This is a genomic window from Fodinibius salicampi, assembly GCF_039545095.1.
GTDB lineage: Bacteria > Bacteroidota > Rhodothermia > Balneolales > Balneolaceae > Fodinibius > Fodinibius salicampi.
Map to the genome: position 1 here is coordinate 80401 of NZ_BAABRS010000003.1, position 22863 is coordinate 103263.

15 protein-coding genes, 1 tRNA gene and 1 other RNA gene are annotated in these 22863 nt (G+C 43.7%); 11 read left to right on the forward strand and 6 right to left on the reverse strand.

Annotation, left to right across the window (positions count from 1 at the left end; genetic code table 11):
* Positions 1–187 precede the first annotated feature (187 nt).
* Entirely contained in the window at positions 188–3565 is a 3378-nt protein-coding gene (locus tag ABEB05_RS11505; RefSeq protein WP_265790281.1) for a ThuA domain-containing protein, read from the reverse strand.
* Between the two features lie 293 nt (positions 3566–3858).
* Between ABEB05_RS11505 and ABEB05_RS11510 the strand changes: the two genes are divergently transcribed.
* From ABEB05_RS11510 to ABEB05_RS11525, 4 genes are all read left to right on the forward strand, one after another.
* Positions 3859–4602 carry a helical backbone metal receptor gene (locus tag ABEB05_RS11510; protein ID WP_265790283.1) on the forward strand — a complete coding sequence of 248 codons (744 nt, stop codon included), beginning with the start codon at positions 3859–3861 and terminating at the stop codon, positions 4600–4602.
* Positions 4603–4837: 235 nt separating this feature from the next.
* Positions 4838–5611 carry a hypothetical protein gene (locus ABEB05_RS11515; protein ID WP_265790286.1) on the forward strand — a complete coding sequence of 258 codons (774 nt, stop codon included), beginning with the start codon at positions 4838–4840 and terminating at the stop codon, positions 5609–5611.
* The gene (locus tag ABEB05_RS11520) at positions 5608–6948 is read left to right on the forward strand and encodes a murein hydrolase activator EnvC family protein (protein ID WP_265790288.1); all 1341 of its coding nucleotides are present in this window, start codon (positions 5608–5610) and stop codon (positions 6946–6948) included. Before ABEB05_RS11515 ends, ABEB05_RS11520 begins: the two co-directional genes overlap by 4 nt.
* Positions 6949–7036: 88 nt before the next feature.
* Positions 7037–7474 (forward strand): hypothetical protein, encoded by a 438-nt coding sequence (locus ABEB05_RS11525; RefSeq protein ID WP_265790290.1) that lies wholly within the window; start codon positions 7037–7039, stop codon positions 7472–7474.
* Between the two features lie 3 nt (positions 7475–7477).
* Here the strand turns inward: ABEB05_RS11525 and ABEB05_RS11530 are convergent, their stop codons facing one another.
* The gene (locus ABEB05_RS11530; RefSeq protein WP_265790293.1) at positions 7478–8011 is read right to left on the reverse strand and encodes a hypothetical protein; all 534 of its coding nucleotides are present in this window, start codon (positions 8009–8011) and stop codon (positions 7478–7480) included.
* A 371-nt stretch (positions 8012–8382) separates the two neighbouring features.
* Here ABEB05_RS11530 and ABEB05_RS11535 point away from each other — a divergent pair, with 371 nt between their 5' ends.
* From ABEB05_RS11535 to ABEB05_RS11550, 4 genes are all read left to right on the forward strand, one after another.
* On the forward strand, positions 8383–11385 hold the full coding sequence (locus ABEB05_RS11535) for a S8/S53 family peptidase (RefSeq protein WP_265790295.1): 3003 nt from the start codon (positions 8383–8385) through the stop codon (positions 11383–11385).
* A gap of 224 nt (positions 11386–11609) precedes the next feature.
* Positions 11610–12098 carry an OsmC family protein gene (locus ABEB05_RS11540; RefSeq protein WP_265790297.1) on the forward strand — a complete coding sequence of 163 codons (489 nt, stop codon included), beginning with the start codon at positions 11610–11612 and terminating at the stop codon, positions 12096–12098.
* A 412-nt stretch (positions 12099–12510) separates the two neighbouring features.
* Positions 12511–13692 (forward strand): efflux RND transporter periplasmic adaptor subunit, encoded by a 1182-nt coding sequence (locus ABEB05_RS11545; protein WP_265790300.1) that lies wholly within the window; start codon positions 12511–12513, stop codon positions 13690–13692.
* Positions 13693–13738: 46 nt separating this feature from the next.
* On the forward strand, positions 13739–16861 hold the full coding sequence (locus tag ABEB05_RS11550) for an efflux RND transporter permease subunit (RefSeq protein WP_265790301.1): 3123 nt from the start codon (positions 13739–13741) through the stop codon (positions 16859–16861).
* Here the strand turns inward: ABEB05_RS11550 and ABEB05_RS11555 are convergent.
* Positions 16854–17396 carry an acyl-CoA thioesterase gene (locus ABEB05_RS11555; protein ID WP_265790303.1) on the reverse strand — a complete coding sequence of 181 codons (543 nt, stop codon included), beginning with the start codon at positions 17394–17396 and terminating at the stop codon, positions 16854–16856. The genes ABEB05_RS11550 and ABEB05_RS11555 overlap by 8 nt on opposite strands.
* A 271-nt stretch (positions 17397–17667) precedes the next feature.
* Between ABEB05_RS11555 and ABEB05_RS11560 the strand changes: the two genes are divergently transcribed.
* The gene (locus ABEB05_RS11560; RefSeq protein WP_265790305.1) at positions 17668–18627 is read left to right on the forward strand and encodes a YpdA family putative bacillithiol disulfide reductase; all 960 of its coding nucleotides are present in this window, start codon (positions 17668–17670) and stop codon (positions 18625–18627) included.
* A gap of 24 nt (positions 18628–18651) precedes the next feature.
* Here the strand turns inward: ABEB05_RS11560 and ffs are convergent.
* Positions 18652–18751, reverse strand: an RNA gene (gene ffs, locus ABEB05_RS11565) — signal recognition particle sRNA small type.
* A gap of 7 nt (positions 18752–18758) precedes the next feature.
* Positions 18759–18832, reverse strand: a tRNA-Ala gene (locus ABEB05_RS11570).
* A 180-nt stretch (positions 18833–19012) separates the two neighbouring features.
* Between ABEB05_RS11570 and ABEB05_RS11575 the strand changes: the two genes are divergently transcribed.
* Entirely contained in the window at positions 19013–19906 is an 894-nt protein-coding gene (locus ABEB05_RS11575) for an OmpA family protein (RefSeq protein ID WP_265790307.1), read from the forward strand.
* A gap of 101 nt (positions 19907–20007) precedes the next feature.
* The gene (locus ABEB05_RS11580) at positions 20008–20550 is read left to right on the forward strand and encodes a TlpA family protein disulfide reductase (protein WP_265790309.1); all 543 of its coding nucleotides are present in this window, start codon (positions 20008–20010) and stop codon (positions 20548–20550) included.
* 240 nt (positions 20551–20790) lie between these two features.
* Here ABEB05_RS11580 and ABEB05_RS11585 read toward each other — a convergent pair whose 3' ends face one another.
* Complete coding sequence (locus ABEB05_RS11585) at positions 20791–22782, reverse strand: TonB-dependent receptor plug domain-containing protein (RefSeq protein WP_265790312.1); 1992 nt, start codon at positions 22780–22782, stop codon at positions 20791–20793.
* Positions 22783–22863: the final 81 nt, after the last annotated feature.

Genomic DNA, 22863 nt, shown 5'->3' on the forward strand with positions numbered 1-22863 from the left:
AGATATATTCTTTAAAAATCATTACTGAATATAAGGGTATCGAGCCATAACTTTTAGCAATAAAAAAGCCAGCTCCCTAACTACTTTTCACCGGCAGTAACCGTAACACAAACCAATCCGGATATAAACCGGCTGTACCAAATTTTTAAAAACTCAGTACAGCCAGTTATTCATGAAAAAACTACCTTTATTCGTTTTGAAAAGTAATTCCGGATAAAATAATTTGGCTGGAGGCTTCTTCTTCAACGGGACGACTCACGATATATAGCTCCCCGGATCCACCTATCGCCTCTTCATCTAATACAATGGTTAAAGGACTTACAAACACACCCTGCTCGGTTTGTTGTCCAACATTATTTCTAATGCCTTCACCCACTTTTTTACCATCAGGACCACCCAGTCGAAGTTCAAATTGATATTCCTCTTCTACTTCCTGCTGGGTAACTGTCATCATCTGAACAGAAGATATTCCACTCAGATCAATATTTCCCAAGCTAAAGGAACCTTCATCCTGAGGAGCTATTAATAAATAATTACCTCCAAAAGTCATAGAAGAGTAACCTTCCAATTCTGAAGCTGTGCCTAAATCAACGCTATTATTCCTCAATGAAACACTGGCATTGCCTGTTAATGGCTTGGTATCAGCACTTCCTTCATCCGTATAGCTGGCAGAAAGCACCAACACGCCGTTGAGGATAGGTTCTTCACCCAGTGTCGATTGGATCTCTCCTTCTGCGGGTAGCGACTCCTGAGCTTCCCCTTCACCGGCCAATGACATAATCCAGGAAACAATTCGCTGAGCATCCGCTTCACTGAGATTGCCGTGAGCTGGCATTGCCCGGTCTCCCCATACACCAGAACTTCCATTAATGATCTTATCGATCAAATAAGAATCAACATCTGTTGAATCCTGGTATCTCTCAGCAACACTTGTATAAGAAGGACCAATGGATTCTGAGTCCACCGAGTGGCATGCCTGACAGTTATAGGAATCGATAAGGCTACGGCCGCTCATCGTTTCGGTAGCTTCCTGATGGCCCTCAGAAGCTTCGGTAAGCTCATCACTTTCAACATAATTTGCAGACACAAATAAATTTGAGAGTGCATCCGAAGACAATGTGTCGCCTTCATCCACTACGCGAATTGAATATGAAACCGGCTGCCCGGGGAAGTAAAAAGTGCTGTTTCCTTCAACTTCTATATGAACTTCAGGTGCCTCATTACCTGCATATACCGAAACGGGACTGCTTGTTTCCATATGACCCTGCCCGTCGTTGACTTCTACCGTGATATCATACTCTCCTATTTCCTCGTATGTATGTTCTACTGTGGGCTCGTCCGTTTCGCTGGTTGTCCCATCCCCGAAATTCCAGGTATAACTCAATGGATCCCCTTCGGGATCGCTGGCATCCACAGTAGCTACAACATCAAGCGGTAATGTGCCGGAAGTTTTATTCACGGAAATATTTTGTATGACCGGGACACGGTTTCCGGCATTGAAATCGATTCGTGAAAGGCCTGAATCTTCATTCTGTGCAAACCAGCCGCTGCCATATTCAAGTATATAGATTCGGCCATCTGGACCAACTTCCATATCAATGGGAGCACTAAAATCTGTTTCTGCCATGAAAGATTCCATCTTATCATAATCTCCGTTAGGCTGCATAGTTACTACTTTAATCCAACCACGGACCCATTCATAAATAAACAGCTTACCGTCGAAATATTCAGGCAGTCGAGTTTCCTCCGGATACATATCCGTGTAGTAAACGGGTCCTGCCATTGCATTCCGTCCACCAGTACCTACTTGAGGAAATTCCTCGGATTCATCATAAGGATACCAGATAAACGCCGGCTCGGGCGAAGGCAACTCTTCTATACCCGTGTTATACCGAGATAAATTGCGGGGGTTATCCGGATCAAAGGCTTCCCCAGATTCACCGGTTCCATAATCGTATCGTCGATAGGGTTGGTTATCAGCGATAAACATCGGCCAGCCAAAAAATCCGGATTCTCTGGCCTGATTGATCTCATCATAGCCCTTAGGCCCTCTCGTATCCAGACTGTCGTTTCTGGCGTCCGGACCTACTTCGCCCCAATAGAGGTAACCTGTTTTCTGATCGACGGATATTCGGTAAGGATTTCGGTTCCCCTGCACATAGATTTCGGGACGGGTACCTTCTTTTTCCGGGGGATATAAATTCCCTTCTGGAATATCATAGCTGCCATCCTCATTCACTCGAATACGTAAAATTTTCCCGCGCAAATCATTTGCATTTCCAGACGAACGGAGGGCATTATATTGCTTAAATCCTTCCCGCTCATCTAGCGGCGCATAACCATCCAGCGTATATGGCTGATCAGGCTGGTCAAAGGGAGTAGAGTTATCGCCGGTCGAAAGATAAAGCAACCCATCGCTGTCAAAAGCGATGGAACCACCGGTATGGCAACAGATATCCCTTTGAGAATAAAACTCTAATATAGTTGTTTCGGAGGTAAGCGTATCTCCATCAAATACAAAGCGCGACAGGCGATTCACCGACGTATCGGCCGGACTGTAGAAAGCGTATACATAATTATTTTCTTCGAAGTTGGGATCGGCCTTGATGCCGAGTAATCCTTCTTCTGCATTTACATTGGGTTCATCAGTTTTCCAGTACACATCGAGATAGCCCACTTCGCTCAGCGTTGAATCCTGATTGCTGTACAATAGTATTTCGCCACGCCGCTGGGCAATCAATACATCCAGATTTGGAAGAATAGTCATTTCCACCGGCTCAAAAAATTCCCCTCCAACCAGCTGGGTTTTAGAAAACCGATTTGCTTCAGGAACCCGGTGTGTTGTTACCTCATCATAATCCAGCATATTATTTTCTCCAATCGCATATTCGATTCCTGCCAAAATATGATCCAAATAAAGATCTTCCGTGAATGACTCTTTGGTATGACCCAGTCCCGTATAAAATGCTCGACCCCCGTCATATTCGTGATACCATGCCATCGGATGGTATCCCATATCAGCTCCGCCGTCATAACTGTCTTCATCAATGGTTAAAAGAACATTAACCTTATCATTGAATTCCTTGTAGCTGTACCATTCGTCCGTTCGCTGCCAGGGGTTCGGCAAAAACTCCGTTGATGCATGGGTAGAGTCTTCCACGTGCAGCGTGCCCTCCTGTACATTCGGATGCGGATCATTTATACCGGGATGATCCAAAAAGTATCCGCCAACCATTCGTCCGTACCATCCCCACTCATATTCTGTATCAGCAGCGGCATGGATACCCACATAGCCTCCGCCGGCCTGGATATAGCGTTCAAAATCAGCCTCCTGATATTTATTAAGAACATCACCGGTAGTACTCAAAAATACTACGGACGAGTACTGCTTTAAGGTATCTTCGGTAAACATAGAAGCGCTGGTTGTTGTATCGACTTCAAAGCCGTTTTCTTCTCCCAGTTTTTGAATAGCTTCTACTCCATCAGGTATAGAATTATGGTAAAAGCCGGCCGTTTTACTAAAAACCAATACTTTTGGCGGGCCTGAACGCTGTGAACAAGACATTATAAGGAATGAAGTAACCAATAGAACAAAGCACGGAAGTAAAGAAAAGGAATGTTTCATTTATATGATTTCGTCTTTTTTTGATCAATACCTTAGATTATACAATCCCACTTATTACAAAATTTTTTCTTCTTTAGAAAGTTTTTTGCAAACTTTTTTGCTTCACAAAGCATAAGTTAATTATACCGCTTTCTATATGGTCAACAAAGCTAATTCTAAATCAATGTAGTAATTCCATATATTGGGGAAGGTCAATATATAATTGTAATCATTGCTCCCATTTATCTATTTCTATGGCATCACCCTACCAGCGCATTGTCAGTTTGGTACCAAGCCTTACCGAATTACTCATTGACTTGGGATTAAAACAACATATAGTAGGCCGCACCCGATTCTGCGTTCATCCTGCAGACAAGGTTAAAAGTATTCCAATAATCGGCGGCACGAAAAATCCCCGTCTGGATAAAATTCATGAGGCTAACCCAGATCTGATCATCGCCAACAAGGAGGAGAACCGTCCCCAGGATGTGAAGTCTCTTATGGATGATTTTGAAGTAAAGGTCACGAATATTTCTACTATTGAAGATGCGCTCATTACGATCCACGAACTGGGACAAAAACTAGATGTAGCAGAGAAGGCAAAAGCTTTAATCAGTGATATCCAGGAATTATTGACAGAATGTCTGGATGAACCTGAACTCAGTACTGCCTATATTATTTGGAAAGAACCCTGGATGAGCGTAGGAGGCGATACCTACATCCACGACGTGCTGGAACACTGGAAGTTACCAAACGTTTTCGATGATCAAAGCCGTTACCCCAAATTCGACCTTCAAGAGCTAAAAAGCTACAATCCCGACTTAATTCTACTGAGTAGCGAACCCTTCCCATTCAAAGAAAAGCATATCAGCCAAGTAGAAGAGGCATGCCCCGCTGCCCGGGTATTACTAGTAGAGGGGGAATGGTTTAGCTGGTACGGTTCGCATATGAAGCATGCCTTTGAACGCCTAAATGTATGGCGAAAAGCGATCAGTTAAATCTATAATACCGGAAAAAATTATTGTCATACTCCGAAAAACAAGTTTTTTATAACAATTTTCTCAAGGGGATTATCTTTTCTGTGCACTAATTGTATTGAATAAAACGTTGAACAAATAACAGGATGGGGTACGATAACGAGTTTATACAAGATTATTTATATCCTTATCTTTGCTTTGAGCAAAAAAGATGCTTTAAAAGCTACAAAAGAGACTTTCGCAAGTTATTTACAGAATGAATTTTTATTCCCACATGGTAGAAAAGAGTCTATTTATTTTTATTTGTTGCGGACTTTTATTTCTGGCTAGCTGTACAGGTACCCAAAAATTATCAGAAACCGACTATCATTCGTCCACAAAAGATGCCAAACAAGTTGTAAACCAACTTCCTAGTTACAGCGAAACACTTAAAACTGCGGAAGGCAAAGGACGTGCTATTGTAAGCGAACCCGGGAATACAGAACGAGTCACACTTATTTTTGCCAGCAATCGTGCCAAGAGTCTTGTTACAGTCCGCAATAGTATTGGCATTCAAGGCGGACAGCTTCTAACCGACGGGGATACGCTTCTGGTATATAACAAAGTGGATAAGTACGCTCGCAAGATTCCAGTTCGGGGAGGAAACCTGGATCATATCAACAGACTTGCTTCTCTAAATATTCTGGATATCCTCAACTATACTGTAAACCTAGAAGATGTACAAAACGTTTTGGAAAATGACCAGTCTTTTCAGCTTCTTCTTTCCACCGGAACAAAAGTTTTTATAAATAAAGAATCACATTACATCAATGAGATAATCCAGCCGGAAGACTCCGAGCTCCCATACTCCAAAATACAGTACGAGGGATACACAGAAATAAATGACTATATGCTACCCCGAAGAATTACTATCTTTGGGGCAGAACAGAAATCCAAAATAGCCTTGCAATTAAACAACCTGGAACTTAACTCCAGAATTGATTCTTTAACCATTCAGCTACCTGACGATATCCGTATCTATCATCAATGAAAAAAATAGGACTCATAGTATTATTTAGTTCTTTCTTTTTGGCATGGAATACTGCATCTGGACAGGATTATCAAGAGCGAAGGGAGGAAATTCTCCAGAAGCAAAAGAATACCCGTGCAGAAATAAATGAACTTAATGAACAAATAAGTACTTATGAGCAGCGGCTGCAAAGAACGAATGAGAAATATTCTTCGCTCTACGAACAATTTGAAAATTTACAGCGACTCATTGCCCTTCAGGATGAAAAGATAAACCGTTTGGAGCGTGAGCAATCGCAAATTCAGGAAGAAATTAATATTACTAACAAATCTATTGAGGACACCCAGCAAAGGCTTGACCAGCTAATTGAAGATTATAAGGGAACGCTTAGCTACATTTATAAACATGGACAAACTTCGGAATTGGCTCTTTTATTTTCTTCTTCATCCATTAACCAGATGCTCATCAGAGCTTTTTACTTGCAGAAGTTTAACGCTTTTCGTGAGAACCAGGCAGACGAAATACGGGAAACCGAAGAACAACTAAAACAGGAAAGGGAACGGTTGAAAGAGGCTCAATCTAGAAATGAACAGCTTCTTGCTGAAATAGAAGAAGAAAAAGAACAGCTCGATCAAAAAAAGCAGCAACAAGAAAGCAACATCTCTCTTTTACAGCAGGATAAAAAACGACTGCAGGAAGAACTCAATGAAATACAGGATCAAAAGGAAAGCTTAAATAACACACTCACCTCGCTTATTGAGGAAGAGGAAAAAATTCGGCAGGCCCAGGTAGAACGACTTCGACAGCAAGAGGCAGAACGTGAAGAAAAGCTTGCAGAAGCAGAAGATATCGACGATGACTTGGAGCGTGCACGGGAAGTAGCCCGATATTCTGCCCCTGTTGAACGCGAGGAATTTCTGGATGACGAAGAACTCCGGGAAATAGAACAAAAATTTGCACAAAATAAAGGAAACCTGCCCTGGCCTGTGGAAAGCAGTACGATCTCCGAACATTTTGGGAACCGCCGGCATCCGGTCTACGGGACCGTTACTCCCAACCTCGGTATTGAAATTGTGACCGATCCCCAAGAGCCGGTAAAAGCAGTCCATCCCGGCTATGTCATAGCTATCCAGCCCTTTCCGGGATACGGTGATGTGGTACTGGTTAAACATGGACGCTTTATTACGGCTTATGGCAATCTCAGTGAAATATCGGTCCGGGACGGAGCTATTCTTCAGAAAGGAGATCAAATCGGCCTGTCTGGTGACCAAGACTCTACAAATGGAGAATCACTCTTCTTTTTAGTACGCGAGAATAATGATAACCTCAATCCGGAAAATTGGCTCAGAGATAAATAGTTAGCTTAATATCAATATTTCAATTGGGTTCCCCTTCTTTTGTTGATATTTTCAGTCTTAGTATTCAATTCCAACACGATGAACTCTTATGAACAATTGGCAGCGTATTTTTGCATATATCTCCGCAAGTTTGGTGCTGGGGATGGCTCTTATCCTCCTTACAAATAGCTTTCTTCAGTATATAAGCAACGAAGGTACCACCGGATATCTCTTTCTAATGGGTTTTGGCTTAGTTTACCTTAACATCAACTTCGGTATTAGCCGGCGCTTTGTGATAAAAGCAATACGTTTGGATTGGGTCTGTTACCTGATAACTATCTTAACGATTGCTCCTACGTTGTTCTGGGTCTTTACTAAAGACACCGGACTCGGTGAGTCACAACTTGAATTTGTAATTGCGGCTGTATTTTCAGCTTTCCTGGGTACTTATTTTGGCATAAGGCGCGGAACCGTCAAAAGAGAACAGTATTTGCAACAATTGCGCGAAGAGGGAGAAGAAGTCCCCGACTCACTACGCTCATATTAATCTCTAATTAAAGCGGTATAGGTCAATCCCGATGTTAAGCTGGTATGTTCGCGCATCGGCTTTAAAAAGCCTGCCGCTTCCCCAATCAGGTCCTCCTTCGATAAACAGCCCGATATTATTTGTAAGACGATAAGCGACACCTCCACGCAGACCCAACCGTACACGAAATCCATTTCCACCGCTCTCAGTATTAGCCAGTTTGCCTACGGCCAGGTTATTACCGAACATGCTGTTAGCCTGAGCATATGGCTGGAAACGATCGCTTTCAAAAGGATAATACCTGACAACCGGGCCAATTCCCCAACTGCCAACGCCATAATTGGTTTCATCACCAGAGTTATCGATAAAGAAACTGGTCAATAGTTGAAAGCCCACTCCTAACTGGGGAGTCATCATCCGGACATCCCGAAATACAAATTCGAGTTCAGAGCTACCATCATAGTTAAGCGTATCATTACCTAAATATTCGAAATCACTGAGACCGTGAAAATTTGCAGTCAAACCATTAATTCCCACATCCGAACGCAGAGATTTCATACCAGAATCCCCTTCTGTTTGAGCCAGTAAAGATACGGGTGTAGAAGCAAGGAGGACGATGATTAGGACAAGAATTCCTGTTAAATTTTTCTGAGAAAAAAACACATTCATATTCTTCATATTAGGAGGACAGAAATACGTTAATTTTAAATATTTTTGATCACAATAATCTGCAACGTGCAGAACAAAGAGATCTTGCCAATGAATTTTAAGCCGTAAGGTAAGGTTGAGAAAGGATTTGACAAACTATTTTCAGTATATGGTTTAAACACTCCATAATTATACAATTTATTTAATTTGCCTATAGTTATTGACAACATTGAATGTCCTTGCTTTTCTAATTGGATCGTTTTTTTGATACTATATTCTTTATGCGTCTTAAGATATTAATCATATTCACCATTTTACTTTGCTTTCCGCTGATGGTCCTTGGGCAATCAGCAGAAGTGATCCCCGATCGACTCATCATTAAATACGAGTCTGATCAACGCATAGCTCAACTCAAAGCCAAGCTTTCTACCAATCCTAAAAACGCAGTGGAACAATTTCTCCGCCTGTCAGGGGCACAAAATTTCGAACCTCTTTTTACTTCTGGTCAACGACAGCAACTACACAAAAAAAATACCCAAAAGGCTGAGGCTTTGCTGAACATCCATGAGATAACCTTTAACCGCTCCATCGATCCCGCCCAGATGGCCGCAAAGGTAGAACGTATGCCGGGTGTGGAATATGCCGAACCACGGTATCTTCGGCGCCTGCATTTTACCCCAAACGACCCAACACTCGAAAAATTTATCGAGTTCCACCGGTTCGAGGAGGCATGGGATCTCTCTACCAGTGATCCGAATATAGTTATAGCCATTGTTGATGGAGGCGTGGATTATACTCATCCGGAACTTGACGACAAATTATGGGTTAATCAGGAGGAAATTCCTTCCACTCTGCAATCCCAAGTTGACCAAAATTCTGACGGCACTATTACCTCATCTGAAATCAAGCAGTACCTGAGAGAGGAAGGAAATGATTACAACAATGACGGTGATATTCTGCTGGATGATGCTCTGCATCCAGATTCTCCCCTGATGGATAACACAGATAACGATGATAACGGTTATATCGATGATCTTTTCGGCTGGGATTTCTGGGATTCCGGTTCTATCAACCAGGCAACTCCCGATAATAATCCTATTTTTGACGGGACGGATCACGGTACCCATGTGGCAGGTATTGCGGCCGCTGAAACCGACAACGACTTCGGCATAGCGGCAGCGAGCTTTCAAAGCAGTTACATGGCCGTCAAGGCCGGGGGCACCTCAGAAGATCCCAATTCAGTAGCTTTTGGATTTCAGGGAATTCTTTATGCGGCAGAACAAGGGGCCGATGTTATTAACTGTAGCTGGGGCGGAGATGGGGCTTCGCAAGCGGAACAGGATTTAATTGACTACGTCACTGAATTAGGATCGGTAGTTATCTCATCCTCGGGGAATGACGGTCTTGATCAAGTAGGATTTCCTGCCGGATATTCCAAGGTCGTTGGCGTGGGTTCTATAACCACTAATAATTCGGCAGCCGAATACTCCAACTATGGCTATAACCTGGATGTATTTGCAACCGGCTCCGGTATCCGGAGTACCGGAAACAATGGGGCCTTTGTCAATAAAAGCGGGACATCGATGGCCGCTCCGGTGGTTAGCGGACTGGCAGCGCTTATTAAGCACATTCATCCGGACTGGTCGGCCGAGCGCATCGGGCAACAGATTCGAACTTCTGCCACTCCGGTTGATAATGCCAATGGCACCGACTATAACCATAAACTAGGCCGGGGTAAAATCGAGGCTTTCGAGGCACTTAATACTGATAACCCGGGTCTTCGAATTGTATCTTCCCGTTTCTTAAATAATGAGAATCAAAAACTTCAGATCAATCAGCCGGGCAGAGTAGAAATTCAAATGGTTAATAACGGCCGGTCAGCCTCAAATTTAAACCTCCAGTTACAGGCACTCTCCAATCAGGGGATTGAAATTGCCGGGACCAACCTCAGCTTGTCTTCCCTCTCCACGGGCGATACTACGGAAGTTACCTTTGATCTAACAATAACAGAAAGCTTTGATCTTCGAGAGACACCTACCCTGCGACTGGACTTTAGCAGTGCAAGTGGAAATTATGAGGACTTTGGAATTATCCGGTACGATGAATTTCTGTATGAAGTTATTGCGACTAACCGGATTAAAACATCAATGGCCGCAGACGGGACCATCGGATTTACCCAACCCATTAACGGATCAGGAGGTGTTGGTTTTATCCCCCTGAAAGCCAGTGACAATGGTTTTACAGAAGGCAATAATATGCTGTTTGAGGGAGGACTTATGATTGAAATTGATGACAAAATCTATGATGCTGTTCGCACCGAAGACGGTCAGCTTTCCCGCGATTTTGATCCCATAGACCTGTTTACTACTAGGCGAACGGATGCCATTTCTGACCTAGATGGACATACTACTTTTAAAATTAACTCGGATACTACCCATGATGCCACCATCCGTCTGGAAACTTTTGCCTACGACAATCCACAACTCCACAATATGGTATTTTTAAAATACACTCTCCAAAATAACTCTTCTTTTCATCCCCTTAAGAACACTTATGTGGGACTTTTTAACGACTGGGATATAGGGACATCCTCTAATAATAGCACCACATATCTGGCATCAGACAGCCTTTTATATCTTTCTGACGAAACGCCAAATAGTGATGAACCGATGGCTTCTGTAGCCAGCCTGGGACCTATCTCCAGCATCCTCGCTATTGACAATACAATAGAAGGGGAACAGGATAGTTTAACTTTCGGTCTTTACGATGGCTTCACGGACCAGGAAAAGAGCAGGTCACTCAAAGCGCAGAAAGTCAAAACGAGTGTTGAAAATACGGATGCTTCCGCAGTCGTAGCTTCTGGACCATATACCCTTGGTCCAAATGCGGAAGTAACAATAGGTTTCCTTTATGCTTTTGGTGAGAACCCAGAGGAGCTGCGCAGCCAAATAAATGCAGGGCGACAACAAAAACCTTTTGAGATCTCTCCCCCGGGTGAGGCTGTTGCGGAGAGTACTCCTACTTCGATCAACCTGTTTCAGAATTATCCCAATCCATTCAAATCGGAGACCAATATCCGTTTTGATCTCGAAAACACAACCAGAGTTACTCTTACCATTTATGATGTACTTGGCCGCAAAGTCCGGGTGCTAACCGATACAGAGCTGGAAACCGGCACACACTTTATTACCTTTGATGCAGAAAACCTGAGCAGTGGAGTTTACTTTGCACGCCTACACACACAAAACAGTATTCAAACTATCCCAATGACCCTGATTAAATAAATTCACATAGTTTAACGATCCGGATAAATACGAGCTTCCATTCTCGCAGTTAGTCTAACTTCTTTGTAGATAAAGAAATGATAATATTCTTGCGCTCAATAACCCTTGCCGACCTGATTACTATCCCAATATTTAATAGCTAAAATATCATCATTCTAAAAAATAAGTTCCGTTTATAACCAAAACTGTAATATCACATCCAACAAATACCTAAATCTATTTCCATGTCACAATATACCGCTACCATATCCTGGTCACGAGAGGGGCAAAAATTTACCGATAACCGCTATAAAAGAGCACATACCTGGCATTTTGATGGAGGAGAAACCATACGCGCATCTTCTTCCCCACAGGTTGTTCCTACACCCTTGTCCGATTCCTCTGCTGTAGATCCTGAGGAGGCTTATGTAGCTGCCCTATCCAGCTGTCATATGCTTTGGTTTCTCTCCATTGCAGCCAAAAGAGGATTTATAGTCGAAAAATATGAAGATCAGGCCACAGGAAGGATGGAGAAAAATGATATTGGTAAACTTGCCATCACGGAAGTAAAACTGTATCCACATGTGACATATCATCCTGATCCTGATTCTGCTCCTACTAAAAAAGAAACCGACGACATGCACCATCAGGCCCATAAAAAATGTTTTATTGCAAACTCTGTTAAAACGGAAGTCAAGATAGAATCAAAAATGGAAGTAACAGCAGAGAAATAATTTGCAATATGTATTTCCCTGTCTACAGCGTGATGTGGCAGGAGTTGCAATAAGTGAACCATCTAAGTTGTACACTAATTACTCCTTTAGCTGTTTAAAAATACAATCCATTACCAATTTATGGATTCAGATTTGTCTTATAAATCAAGATATACCATTTGGACATAATAGGCTTTACTGAACGATTTTATCTACAATTACCTTTTAATTTCTTGCTCCAAGATCAATATGAAGGGAACCATTTGATAACATATCATAAATCTGGAACTTCAAAATTCCTATAGATTTACTATTTACGTTATTAAACCTATTTCTTATTGGAAAGGTCAACATTTTCTCTTTCACATATGAAATAGAAAAGCCATAGAGCTTTAATTTATTAGAATATCCAGCTAAATAAGATCACGACCGCATGGACTGGAAAAAAACGCTTTTAATCTGTTTTATCATTCTCATTGCTGGTTTAGCTCTTACTACTCTTATTTTTTCTACGGAGCCTACCGCAACCCAAACGGGCGCCACCCAGGAAACGGCGATGCTTGTGGATGTTACTTCTGTTCAACAGGGAAATTTTCGTCCCACAATCAAGGCCATGGGTACGGTAGAAGCGGCTCAGGATATCATGTTAAGTCCCCGTGTAAATGGCGAAGTTATTGAGCGCTCTCCTTCTTTTACCCCCGGCGGATATGTAGAAAAAGGAGAGGTGCTGCTTCAAATCGATTCAACTGATTACAGAAATACCTTGCAACAACGAAAAAGCGAGTTGCGTCAGGCCCAATCTGACCTAAACCTTGAAATGGGGCGTCAGGAAGCCGCCCAAAGTGAATACCGAATATTTGGTGACACTCTTACTGAGGAAAATGAGGCCCGTATTCTCCGGCAACCACAGCTTAATGCAGTTAAGGCAAGCGTGGAATCTGCCCAGGCTGCGGTAGATCAGGCAGAAGCAGAGTTGCAACGAACAACAATCAGAGCTCCTTTTGATGCTCATATCCTTAGTAGAAATGTAAATGTTGGCTCCCAGGTTGCTGCCGGGGAACAACTGGGCCGTTTGGTAGGCCTGGATGAATATTGGGTTGAAGCAACTGTTCCGGTTTCCGAACTTCGCTGGCTCAATTTTGCCGAAACCAGTGAGTCAGAAGGATCAGAGGTCAAGATAAGAAATCGTACAGCCTGGGAAGAAGGAGAATTCCGGGAGGGCCACCTGGATAAAATGATGGGAGCCCTGGCAGAACAAACCCGGCTGGCCCGCGTACTTATCTCGGTGCCTGACCCATTAGCTTATCATACTGAAAATGCTGATTTACCCAAGCTAATGATCGGTTCTTTTGTAGAAGCCACATTACAAGGCGAAGAACTGACAAATGTCATCCGGCTAAATAGAGATTTCATACGTACAGACGATACAGTCTGGATTATGGAGGATCAGCAGCTGCATATCAAAAATGTGGATATTGTATTCCGGGATGAACAGTACGCCTATATTGCCAACGGATTAAATAAACAGGATCAAGTGGTGACAACCAACCTCACAACTGTAGCAGAGGGAGCTCCTCTACGACTGGAAGCCACCGATTCTACCTCTTCCGAATAGATAGCTATGTCAGAATAGAAACAAAACATTTAGAAGCTCTAATTAAATGAGCAACGCTGAAAAAGATAACAATATCGAAAATGATCGTACCGGAGCCATTGCCTATATGGCTCGCAATCCCATCGCAGCCAATCTTTTGATGATTATTCTCTTGGCCGGTGGTATTTGGACGATGTTCAATATACAAAAAGAGGTTTTTCCCCAGTATCAACTGGACGTGGTAGAAGTAAGTGTTACCTATCCCGGTGCAGCGCCGGCCGAAGTTGAACAAGGAATATTAAGGCCGGTTGAAGAAGCAATCAGAGGCGTAGATGGAATCAAAGAGGTAACTTCCACCGCCAATGAAGGGTCGGGCGATGTTACGATTGAGCTGGTTGCCGGCACAGACCGTATGCAAACATTTCAGGATATAGATCAGGCCGTTAACCGAATCCGGACCTTTCCCGACGATATCGAAGAACCAGAAGTACGCCTGCAATCAAACCAGCAGGAAGTCATGACTATCGGTTTATATGGCGATACTGATATCTGGACGCTGCGAAAGTTGGCGGAAAATATGCGCGACCAGCTGTTAAACCACCCGGAGATTACCCAGGTTGAAATTGGCAATGTCCCAGATTACGTAACTCATGTAGAGATTCCCCGAAATAGGCTCCGGGAATATGGTCTCACTTTAGGTGGCGTTGCTGATCTGATTGCCCAGTCGAGTGAAGATGTACCTGCGGGTGCCGTAGAAACCAATGCCGGCGAAATCCTTTTACGGATGCAGGAACGCAAACAATGGGCCGAGGAATTCGGAAATATTGAAGTTCTTTCTTCTGATTCAGGAGGGGCGGTCCGACTAGCTGATTTCGCAGAAATTACCGACGGCTTCGAAGAGACGGGTTTTCACGGGGAATTTAATCAACAACCGACTGTTGATCTTCAGATTTATAGAATCGGCAACCAATCTCCTCTTGATATAGCCTCTGCTGTTCAGACAATTCTGGAGGAAGCAAAAAGTGGATTCCCCCCGGGCGTGCAATACCGTATTGACAGCAGTAGTGCCCAGGATTATGAGGATCGATTATCACTGCTCACCGAAAACGGAGTTATTGCCATTCTTATCGTCCTCATTATTCTTGCACTTTTCCTTGAGTATCGGCTGGCTTTCTGGGTCATGATGGGAATGACAATCTCTTTCGTGGGAGGAGTGCTCTTCCTGCCTATGATTGGGCTGAGTATTAATATGATTTCGATGTTCGGTTTTCTCGTTGTGCTTGGTATTGTAGTTGATGATGCGATTGTAGTTGGTGAAAATGTCTTTGAGTATCGGCAACAAGGTCTGAACTTCATTGAGGCCGCCATAAAAGGCGCCCGGGATATGAGCAAACCGGTAACATTTGCCATTCTGACCAATATCATTGCCTTTGTACCTCTTCTTTTCATCCCTGGTACTACCGGAAAATATTGGTGGCCGCTGCCCGCTGTCGTCATATTAGTCCTTGCCGTTTCTTTGGTGGAGGCTCTTTTTATTCTCCCGGCACACCTTGCTCATAGCTCTAAAGAAGAAAGCAAGTTTAAAATTGGCCAGCGGGTGCATCGCTGGCAACAAGCGTTTGCTCAGCGGTTCAATCATTTTATTGACACCTACTACCGTTCTTTTCTTGACCTCTGTCTTCGCTATCGATATATCACGCTCACCACTGCTATTGCACTGCTTATTGTTGTTGGAGGATATGGATACAGCGACCACATGGGAATGGTTATGATGCCTGAGGTTGCAGCCGATGAAATTGAGTCGGGAGTATCCCTTCCTGTAGGCACCACCCCTGACCAAGCCGCTAAGGTTGCCCGGGAAATTTCGGACGCCACCCATCGCATGTTTGACGAACACAACCTGCACCGCGTAGCCGACGGGATAAAAACCAACGTACGGGGTCAGAGTTTTATCGATGTCGAAATTGTAATGAAACCTCCCAACGAACGGGACAAGACAGCCCAAGAGGTCATAGAACTCTGGCGAGACGAAATCGGAAATATTGAAGGAGTAGACCAAATTACGTTTGAAGCTGAACGGGGACCTGCAGGCTACCTTCCGGATATCAGTGTAGATCTAAGTCATTCTAATATTGCCGTGCTGGAGGAAGCAAGCCAGTCGTTTTTAAATGAAGTCGAGTCTTACGATGCAACCCGCGATGTAAATGACAACTACAACCGCGGAAAAACACAGTTTGATTTTAAACTCCTTCCGGAAGGCCGAAAGCTCGGACTGACCCCATCCATGGTGGGGCAACAGATTCGTAATGCTTTTTATGGAGCGCTTGCTATGCGCCAGCTTCGGGGTACTAATGAAATTGAGGTGCGTGTCAAACTGCCAAGGGAACAGCGCAAAGATCTCTATCATCTCGAGGAACTCGTTATTCAAACTCCAACAGGTATGGAGGTCCCTTTACTTGATGTCGTGACCATTGAGGAGGGCGAAGCGTTTAGCAGCATTAACCGAAGGGATGGCCGAAGAGTAGTATCGGTCAGCATGGATGCGGAACCATCCAATGCCGTAGGGCGCGTGCTGGAATCCATACAAACGGAAACATTGCCTCAACTCAGAGAAGATTTTCCCGGAATTACCTGGAGCTTTGAGGGAAGCCAGGCTGAAATGCGCGAATCTACTCAAGCCTTATGGGGCAGTTTTGCATTGGCTATGATTGTGATTTATGCGCTTCTTGCCATTGCATTCAGTAGCTATATTCAACCTCTCATTGTAATGGGCGCTATTCCTTTTGGCATTGTCGGTGCCGTTATTGGTCATATCCTGCTGGGCTATGACCTCTCATTGGTCAGCCTGATGGGGGTTATTGCTCTTTCTGGAGTAGTATTGAATGATTCTCTGATTATGATCGATCTTGCCAATAAAAAAAGAAAGGAGCAATCCGCGTTTGACGCCATTCACGAAGCAGGACTACGGCGCTTCAGACCCATAGCCTTAACCACCTTAACCACTTTTGGCGGACTTACCCCTATCATTCTAGAAACATCCAGCCAGGCTTATCACCTGATTCCGATGGCTATATCCCTTGGCTTTGGTATTATCTTCGCCACATCTATCATTCTTGTAATCGTCCCCTGTCTCTACATGATACTGGAAGATATCATGTCGAAAGTTTCTACCACTTCCCCTACTACTTAGATTTATCTTTCTGATGGGCATCCTTATTCTGACGTGAAATCTCAAGGCGTAACTCCCGACGCTTTTGGGCCTGCTCATACCGTTCTTTCTCAAAATCTGTCTCGGGAATAATTTCCGGCACCGGCACGGTTTGTCCGTCAGCATCTACTGCTACAAATGTATAAAACGAGGTAGTACAGAGCTTCCGCTCTCCGGTACGCAAGTTTTCAGACCACGCTTCCATCGCTATCTCCATAGAAGAATTAAAGGTTCGTGTAACCTCTCCTTCAATAACGACCAACTCTCCCAGCTTAATGGCATTCTTGAACTCTATACTGTCAGCTGCCACTGTAACAACATTGCGATTGCAATGACGCTGGGCAGATATGGCTGAACACACATCCATCCACTGCATCAGACGTCCACCCATCAGGTTACCCAGTGGATTTGTATCGTTAGGCATCACCATCTCATTCATCCGTGCCCGGGAGGCAGAAACGGTCTTTTTAGAAGAATCAGTATCAACACGGGGTGTTTGTTCAAATCGATTGGTCATTATTTATATATGGATATATCAAAAATTAAAAGCTATGAGCTATGAATCGTTAAAATATCAATTATGGCGGTAAAGTTCTTCTCCAGGCGGGAAGAGTTGATGAACTGTATGCAACAACGTCTACCTTCGGTTCAAAAGCTTCCATAAAAAACATTAACGGAAATTATTTATCCCACAAAATACTTGTATATCTACACTTCATGTAATATTCACCTGATTCATATATTTTTAGCGATCATTTAAACTGCAAACAATTAGAAGCACTGTAACTATGGTTATTATTGTTGGAGCGGGTCCCATTGGACTGGCAACCGCCATTGAACTTAAACGAAGAGATATCTCGGCAAAAATTATTGAGCGCGGATGTCTGGTCAACAGTATTTATAATTATCCGAAGGACATGACTTTTTTCTCCACCTCCGAACGGCTGGAGATCGGCGGGGTGCCCTTTATCTCACACAATCCCAAGCCCACCCGGCGCGAAGCATTGGAATATTACCGCCGCGCCGCCGAAAGCTATGATCTCGATATCCACCTCTATGAAGAGGTAAAAGCGGTTGACGGAGAAGATCAGGAGTTTATCGTTCAAACCGACCAGGGAGAATACGATGCTTCTAAAGTTGTTGTAGCCACCGGATTCTATGATATTGCAAAGATGATGAACATCCCCGGTGAAGAGCTTGACAAGGTCAAGCACTATTACGATGAAGCCCATGCCTATGCCTGGCAGGATGTACTGGTCATCGGGGCTGGTAATTCGGCTGTGGATGTGGCGCTGGAAACCTACCGGGCCAATGCTAACGTTACGCTGGCCGTTCGTGACTCTCAAATCAAGGAAACCGTTAAATACTGGGTTAAACCGGACATTGAAAATCGTCTTAAAAACAATGAGATAACCGGCTATTTCAATACGGAAGTCAAAGAGATCAGACCCAAAGAGATTGTACTTGAAACGCCAGAAGGAACCAAAACTATTTCCAACGACTTTGTTTTAGCCATGACCGGTTATCAGCCCAACTTTGAAATGATGAAGACTTTTGGAATTGAGCTAACCAATAATGAAAAACGCATGCCAGTATATAATGAACAAACACTGGAGACCAATCGAAAAGGCATTTATGTAGCGGGAGTTGTTTGCGGCGGAATGGATACCAGCAGCTTGTTCATTGAAAACACGCGAGTTCATGCTGAACATATTGCCGGTGATATCGAAGATAAAACATCCGGCTAAACCGAATATATGCACAAAAAAAAGAGGGGGCAAGCAACCTGCATCACGCCGCTACGACCTCCTACCGCTGCTACCTTCCGGTCCTGACGGAGTTCAGAGGGAGCTGGCTGCGCAGGGCCTACCCCCGGATGTGGAGCTACGGGGACTTGAACCCCGGACCTCTTGCATGCCATGCAAGCGCTCTAGCCAACTGAGCTATAGCCCCATTAAGAGTTTGCAAATATAAGCTGTTTAAAGGACTAATGCTAATCTTTATCACCAGTTTTCCTTGCTTCCCGTACTGCCAAAATTTTTATATTTTTAAACAAAATATTTTTTGCCTTTAAAGTTTTACAACCTCATATTTATTGCCTGTTAATTACTATAAATTTTTACTGATACTATTATGAAAAGAGCTCTCAATATATTTTTAATTTCATTTATGCTTGTAGCCGGCTCTGCTGTTCAATACGGCTGTAGTACAAGTGAACAGACAACACAAAACGTCGATACCGATGGTGATGGATTGACTGACGTCCGGGAAAAATCTCTGGGAACTGATCCGGAAAATGCCGATACGGACGGTGACGGGCTGACCGATGGCGAAGAAGTCAATGAATATAATACCGATCCGCTGGTAGCCGACAGTGATGAAGACGGGCTTTCCGATGGAGAAGAAGTCAATTCCTACAATACGGATCCCAATAATGCAGACAGCGATGGAGACGGGTTGAGCGACGGTGAAGAAGTCAATGAGTACCGGACTGATCCCAACGCTACAGACAGTGATGGTGACGGGCTCAGTGACTACGATGAAATTCATGAACACAATACCGATCCCAACAACGCGGATACGGATGGCGATGGCTTTACGGACGCTCAGGAACTCGAGTTAGGAACTGATCCTAATAATCCAAAAGACCCACCCTATCTTCGTGAAGACGACCTTGGTGTTGTGAACTTTGATTTTGATCGCTCAAATATTGACCAGGCTGCTGCACGCATACTCCGAGATAATGTGAAGGCAATTATGAGTGCCGGTAAATTTCATATACGTATTGTAGGTTACACCGATCATGTAGGTGGTGACCAGTATAACCTTCGACTGAGTCAGCGGCGAGCTGAAGAAGTTGCCCGCTTTTACATCAAAAATGGAGTGGCAGAAAGCCGTCTTACCATACGCGGACTTGGAAAAGCACCGGTCCCCTGCATGGATCAGGATCCGGGTCAGGGATGCCGTAAAAACCGAAGGGTAGAGTCCATTCCCCAAAGTCCTTTTGACGTCAAGCCAGCGAACTGATTAATTTTAAGTGAAACATTTTAAAAGGCGATCCTTTTTCGGGATCGCCTTTTCTTTTTTTAAATATTATCTTCTGGAATCCAGTAATTAAGGTGATAATTATGTTCAACAGTCTGACATTAGCTGTTCCCGACAAAGGCTATTTAATATCGTTCCTATCCATTATCTTTTGCCTTATACTTACCTGCCCTTCATTTGCTCAGCCTGCTTCTGATACAACGACAACCGAATACCGGGAAGCTCCTGATTTCTCCTTGGAGCAAGCCGATGGAACCACCTTCAGGCTATCCGAATATGCAGGAAAAGTTATTGTCATCAATATTTGGGCCACATGGTGTGGACCCTGCCGTAAAGAGATCCCGGAATTTATGGAACTGCAAAAAGAAATGGAGGGTGAGGTACAGTTTGTAGGAGTTTCAGTAGATGAAGAAGGCTGGGAGGCTGTCCGTCCGTTTGAAGAAAAATTTGATATTAACTATCCCATCGTAGTAGACGACGGTTCTGTGTTCGACGGTTATGGACCTTTTCGGCTGATCCCGATGTCCTTTATCGTTAATAAAAAAGGCAATCTTGAATATGTAGCCCCCGGGAGGATTCCCAAATACAAGCTTAAGCCAATCCTCCAAGAGCTTATAAACCGTTAACTATTGTAATTAAACAAATCCTAAACCAACGGTTCCGTCTCGACAGGATTCCGACAATGTTGGATAAAATGAGAGAACTTTGTTCTAAAGGATGCTCTTTTCAACAAATATCTCTTCTCTCTGCCGCGCCCTACATGGCGCGATTAAAACACACAAAAGTTATGTTATATAACGCTCATGTTAACTAAGCGATTGCCTTCCTTCTATTTAACTATAAATCACTACCTCTCCTTATAGTTATTAAAGATTCCAACTTATGCTGGCCAAAGCCCAGCGCCCGGGCATTCGGGCTCCTAAAATATCCTGATATTCTGCATCAAAAAGATTATCAACCTGAATTCCAACCGTAAAATTTTCTGTAATCCGGTAACTAATCTTTGCATTCCACAAGCTGTAATCAGCACTTTTAAACGCGCTAATACTTTCCGCACTATCTGATTGGCGCTGCTTCCAAAGTCCCGTTATGGCCCCCTCAAAATTTCCCCGTCTAAGGGCCACAACACCATTCACTAAATGACGGGCGTAGTTTGATATATACTTAGAGGCTACATTTGGATCATTCAAGAAATCCGTAAAGGAATAGCCTACTGTACTGTTTAAAACCCAACTCTTTCCGAGCTTACTGCTTACAGACATTTCCGTCTCTATGCCGCCGGTTTGTACACTGTTGATATTTTCCGCATACAGATAGCTTGCGTCGGGCGTGAGGTTATCATTATTTCGAATCTCATTATAACTCCTCATTACATAGTCAATAAGCTTTGATGACTCCCGAAGAAATCCGGTAGCAGAGATCCGCATATTTTGAATGGGAAAAAGATCAATACCCGCTTCTCCTGACCACGAGCGCTCAGCCTTCAGCCAGGGATTGCCAACATTTCGCCCTTCGGTCAGTGGCCCTTCTAAATTTGTAGATATAAATCGCTCTGTAAAGCTTGGGGCACGCATGCTTCTCCCGCCGGAAGCCCGCAAAATCCATTGTTCCCGCTGATAAGACATGCTTAGCTGCGGCATTATTTCGGTACCATAACTTTCATCATGATCCAGCCGGAGGCTTCCGGAGAAAGTCAAAGGATTGGTCGGTTTCCACTGTAGCATTGAAAACCCGGCATAATGCCAATTATTATGATCTCCCCGGTCAGTACTCCTGATGAATCGATTGTCGAATTGAACGCCATACGTCCAATCCCATTGAGAAGATAACTGTCGATACTGATTCAACTGCAATGATCCAAGTGTTGTGGTATGCTCGTTTGCCGGAAAATCAGGATTAAAAACAAAACGATCGGTATTACGCTTAAATGACCCTTTTAGAGTAGTCAGGCTATTTTCTGATGTCCGCTGAAGACGCATTTGGTTCCACCAGGCCGTTACCCTTTCCGTAGCCTCATCAAGAGGACTAGCCGTATAAAAATATCGGGCGTTAAAATCCCGGTAATCATACCCGGTTCGAATGGCTAAATCCCAGTTTTCACTCAGTTTAAAACCTCCGGAAACCGAGGCATTTCCGATATTGAATCGATTCTTATAGTCATCTGTCAATTGCTGGCCCGGACTTTTGTGCCACATGCCGCCCCCACTTATACGATAGTCCTCATCCCGATGGAAAAAACCGGCACGACCTAATTTCAAATCGTTCTGTCCATAACCCGCTTTCAGATGGGCATCAGTGGTTTCCTCTCCACCTCGCTCACCAAATGTATGCGTAATAATATTGATCACTCCACCAACGGCATCGGCGCCATACTGGGCGGCTGCCGGACCGTGCAGTACCTCAATTCGTTTTATTTCTGCCGGTGCTACAGGAATATTTGCATTAAAGTGTGCGGTAAGAGGATCGTTGATTCGCATGCCGTCGATTAATACCAAAACCTGTGAAAAAGTACTGCCGCGAAGGCTAAAATCTGATTGAGTCCCAAATGCACCCCTTGACTGCACTTCTATACCTGAGACATAACGAAGAACTTCATCGGTCGTATGGGCGGGCATATCTTCAATCATTTCAGCCGGCACAATCGTTATATTTCGTCCCGATCCTGCTGCTGTCTGAGGCACCCTGCTTGAGGAAATTACCACCTCTTTTGAAACCACCAGCGTGTCGAGCGTTTCGGTCTCCTGTGCGGTCGCAGGCATTGCTAAAAAGAAAGAAAAGAGAAATAGCAATAAAGTGGACCAGTATTTCTTTTTAGTAATCGTTCCGTTTTGGAGGATAAAATCTTTAAGAAAAACCATGGAAAATAATGATTATAAATTTCAAGTCTGTAGAATAACGGATGATTTAATTCCGCATTAAGATATTGGAATTTATTCCTC

What these genes read in the sequence shown, in the direction of transcription:
- ABEB05_RS11515 (WP_265790286.1), top strand. Translation starts at nt 4,838, where the DNA reads ATGAATTTTTATTCCCACATGGTAGAAAAGAGTCTATTTATTTTTATT.
- ABEB05_RS11560 (WP_265790305.1), top strand. Translation starts at nt 17,668, where the DNA reads ATGGTTATTATTGTTGGAGCGGGTCCCATTGGACTGGCAACCGCCATT.
- ABEB05_RS11505 (WP_265790281.1), bottom strand. Translation starts at nt 3,565, where the DNA reads ATGTCTTGTTCACAGCGTTCAGGCCCGCCAAAAGTATTGGTTTTTAGT.
- ABEB05_RS11540 (WP_265790297.1), top strand. Translation starts at nt 11,610, where the DNA reads ATGTCACAATATACCGCTACCATATCCTGGTCACGAGAGGGGCAAAAA.
- ABEB05_RS11510 (WP_265790283.1), top strand. Translation starts at nt 3,859, where the DNA reads ATGGCATCACCCTACCAGCGCATTGTCAGTTTGGTACCAAGCCTTACC.
- ABEB05_RS11525 (WP_265790290.1), top strand. Translation starts at nt 7,037, where the DNA reads ATGAACAATTGGCAGCGTATTTTTGCATATATCTCCGCAAGTTTGGTG.
- ABEB05_RS11545 (WP_265790300.1), top strand. Translation starts at nt 12,511, where the DNA reads ATGGACTGGAAAAAAACGCTTTTAATCTGTTTTATCATTCTCATTGCT.
- ABEB05_RS11585 (WP_265790312.1), bottom strand. Translation starts at nt 22,782, where the DNA reads ATGGTTTTTCTTAAAGATTTTATCCTCCAAAACGGAACGATTACTAAA.
- ABEB05_RS11575 (WP_265790307.1), top strand. Translation starts at nt 19,013, where the DNA reads ATGAAAAGAGCTCTCAATATATTTTTAATTTCATTTATGCTTGTAGCC.
- ABEB05_RS11550 (WP_265790301.1), top strand. Translation starts at nt 13,739, where the DNA reads ATGAGCAACGCTGAAAAAGATAACAATATCGAAAATGATCGTACCGGA.
- ABEB05_RS11520 (WP_265790288.1), top strand. Translation starts at nt 5,608, where the DNA reads ATGAAAAAAATAGGACTCATAGTATTATTTAGTTCTTTCTTTTTGGCA.
- ABEB05_RS11530 (WP_265790293.1), bottom strand. Translation starts at nt 8,011, where the DNA reads ATGAAATCTCTGCGTTCGGATGTGGGAATTAATGGTTTGACTGCAAAT.
- ABEB05_RS11555 (WP_265790303.1), bottom strand. Translation starts at nt 17,396, where the DNA reads ATGACCAATCGATTTGAACAAACACCCCGTGTTGATACTGATTCTTCT.
- ABEB05_RS11580 (WP_265790309.1), top strand. Translation starts at nt 20,008, where the DNA reads ATGTTCAACAGTCTGACATTAGCTGTTCCCGACAAAGGCTATTTAATA.
- ABEB05_RS11535 (WP_265790295.1), top strand. Translation starts at nt 8,383, where the DNA reads ATGCGTCTTAAGATATTAATCATATTCACCATTTTACTTTGCTTTCCG.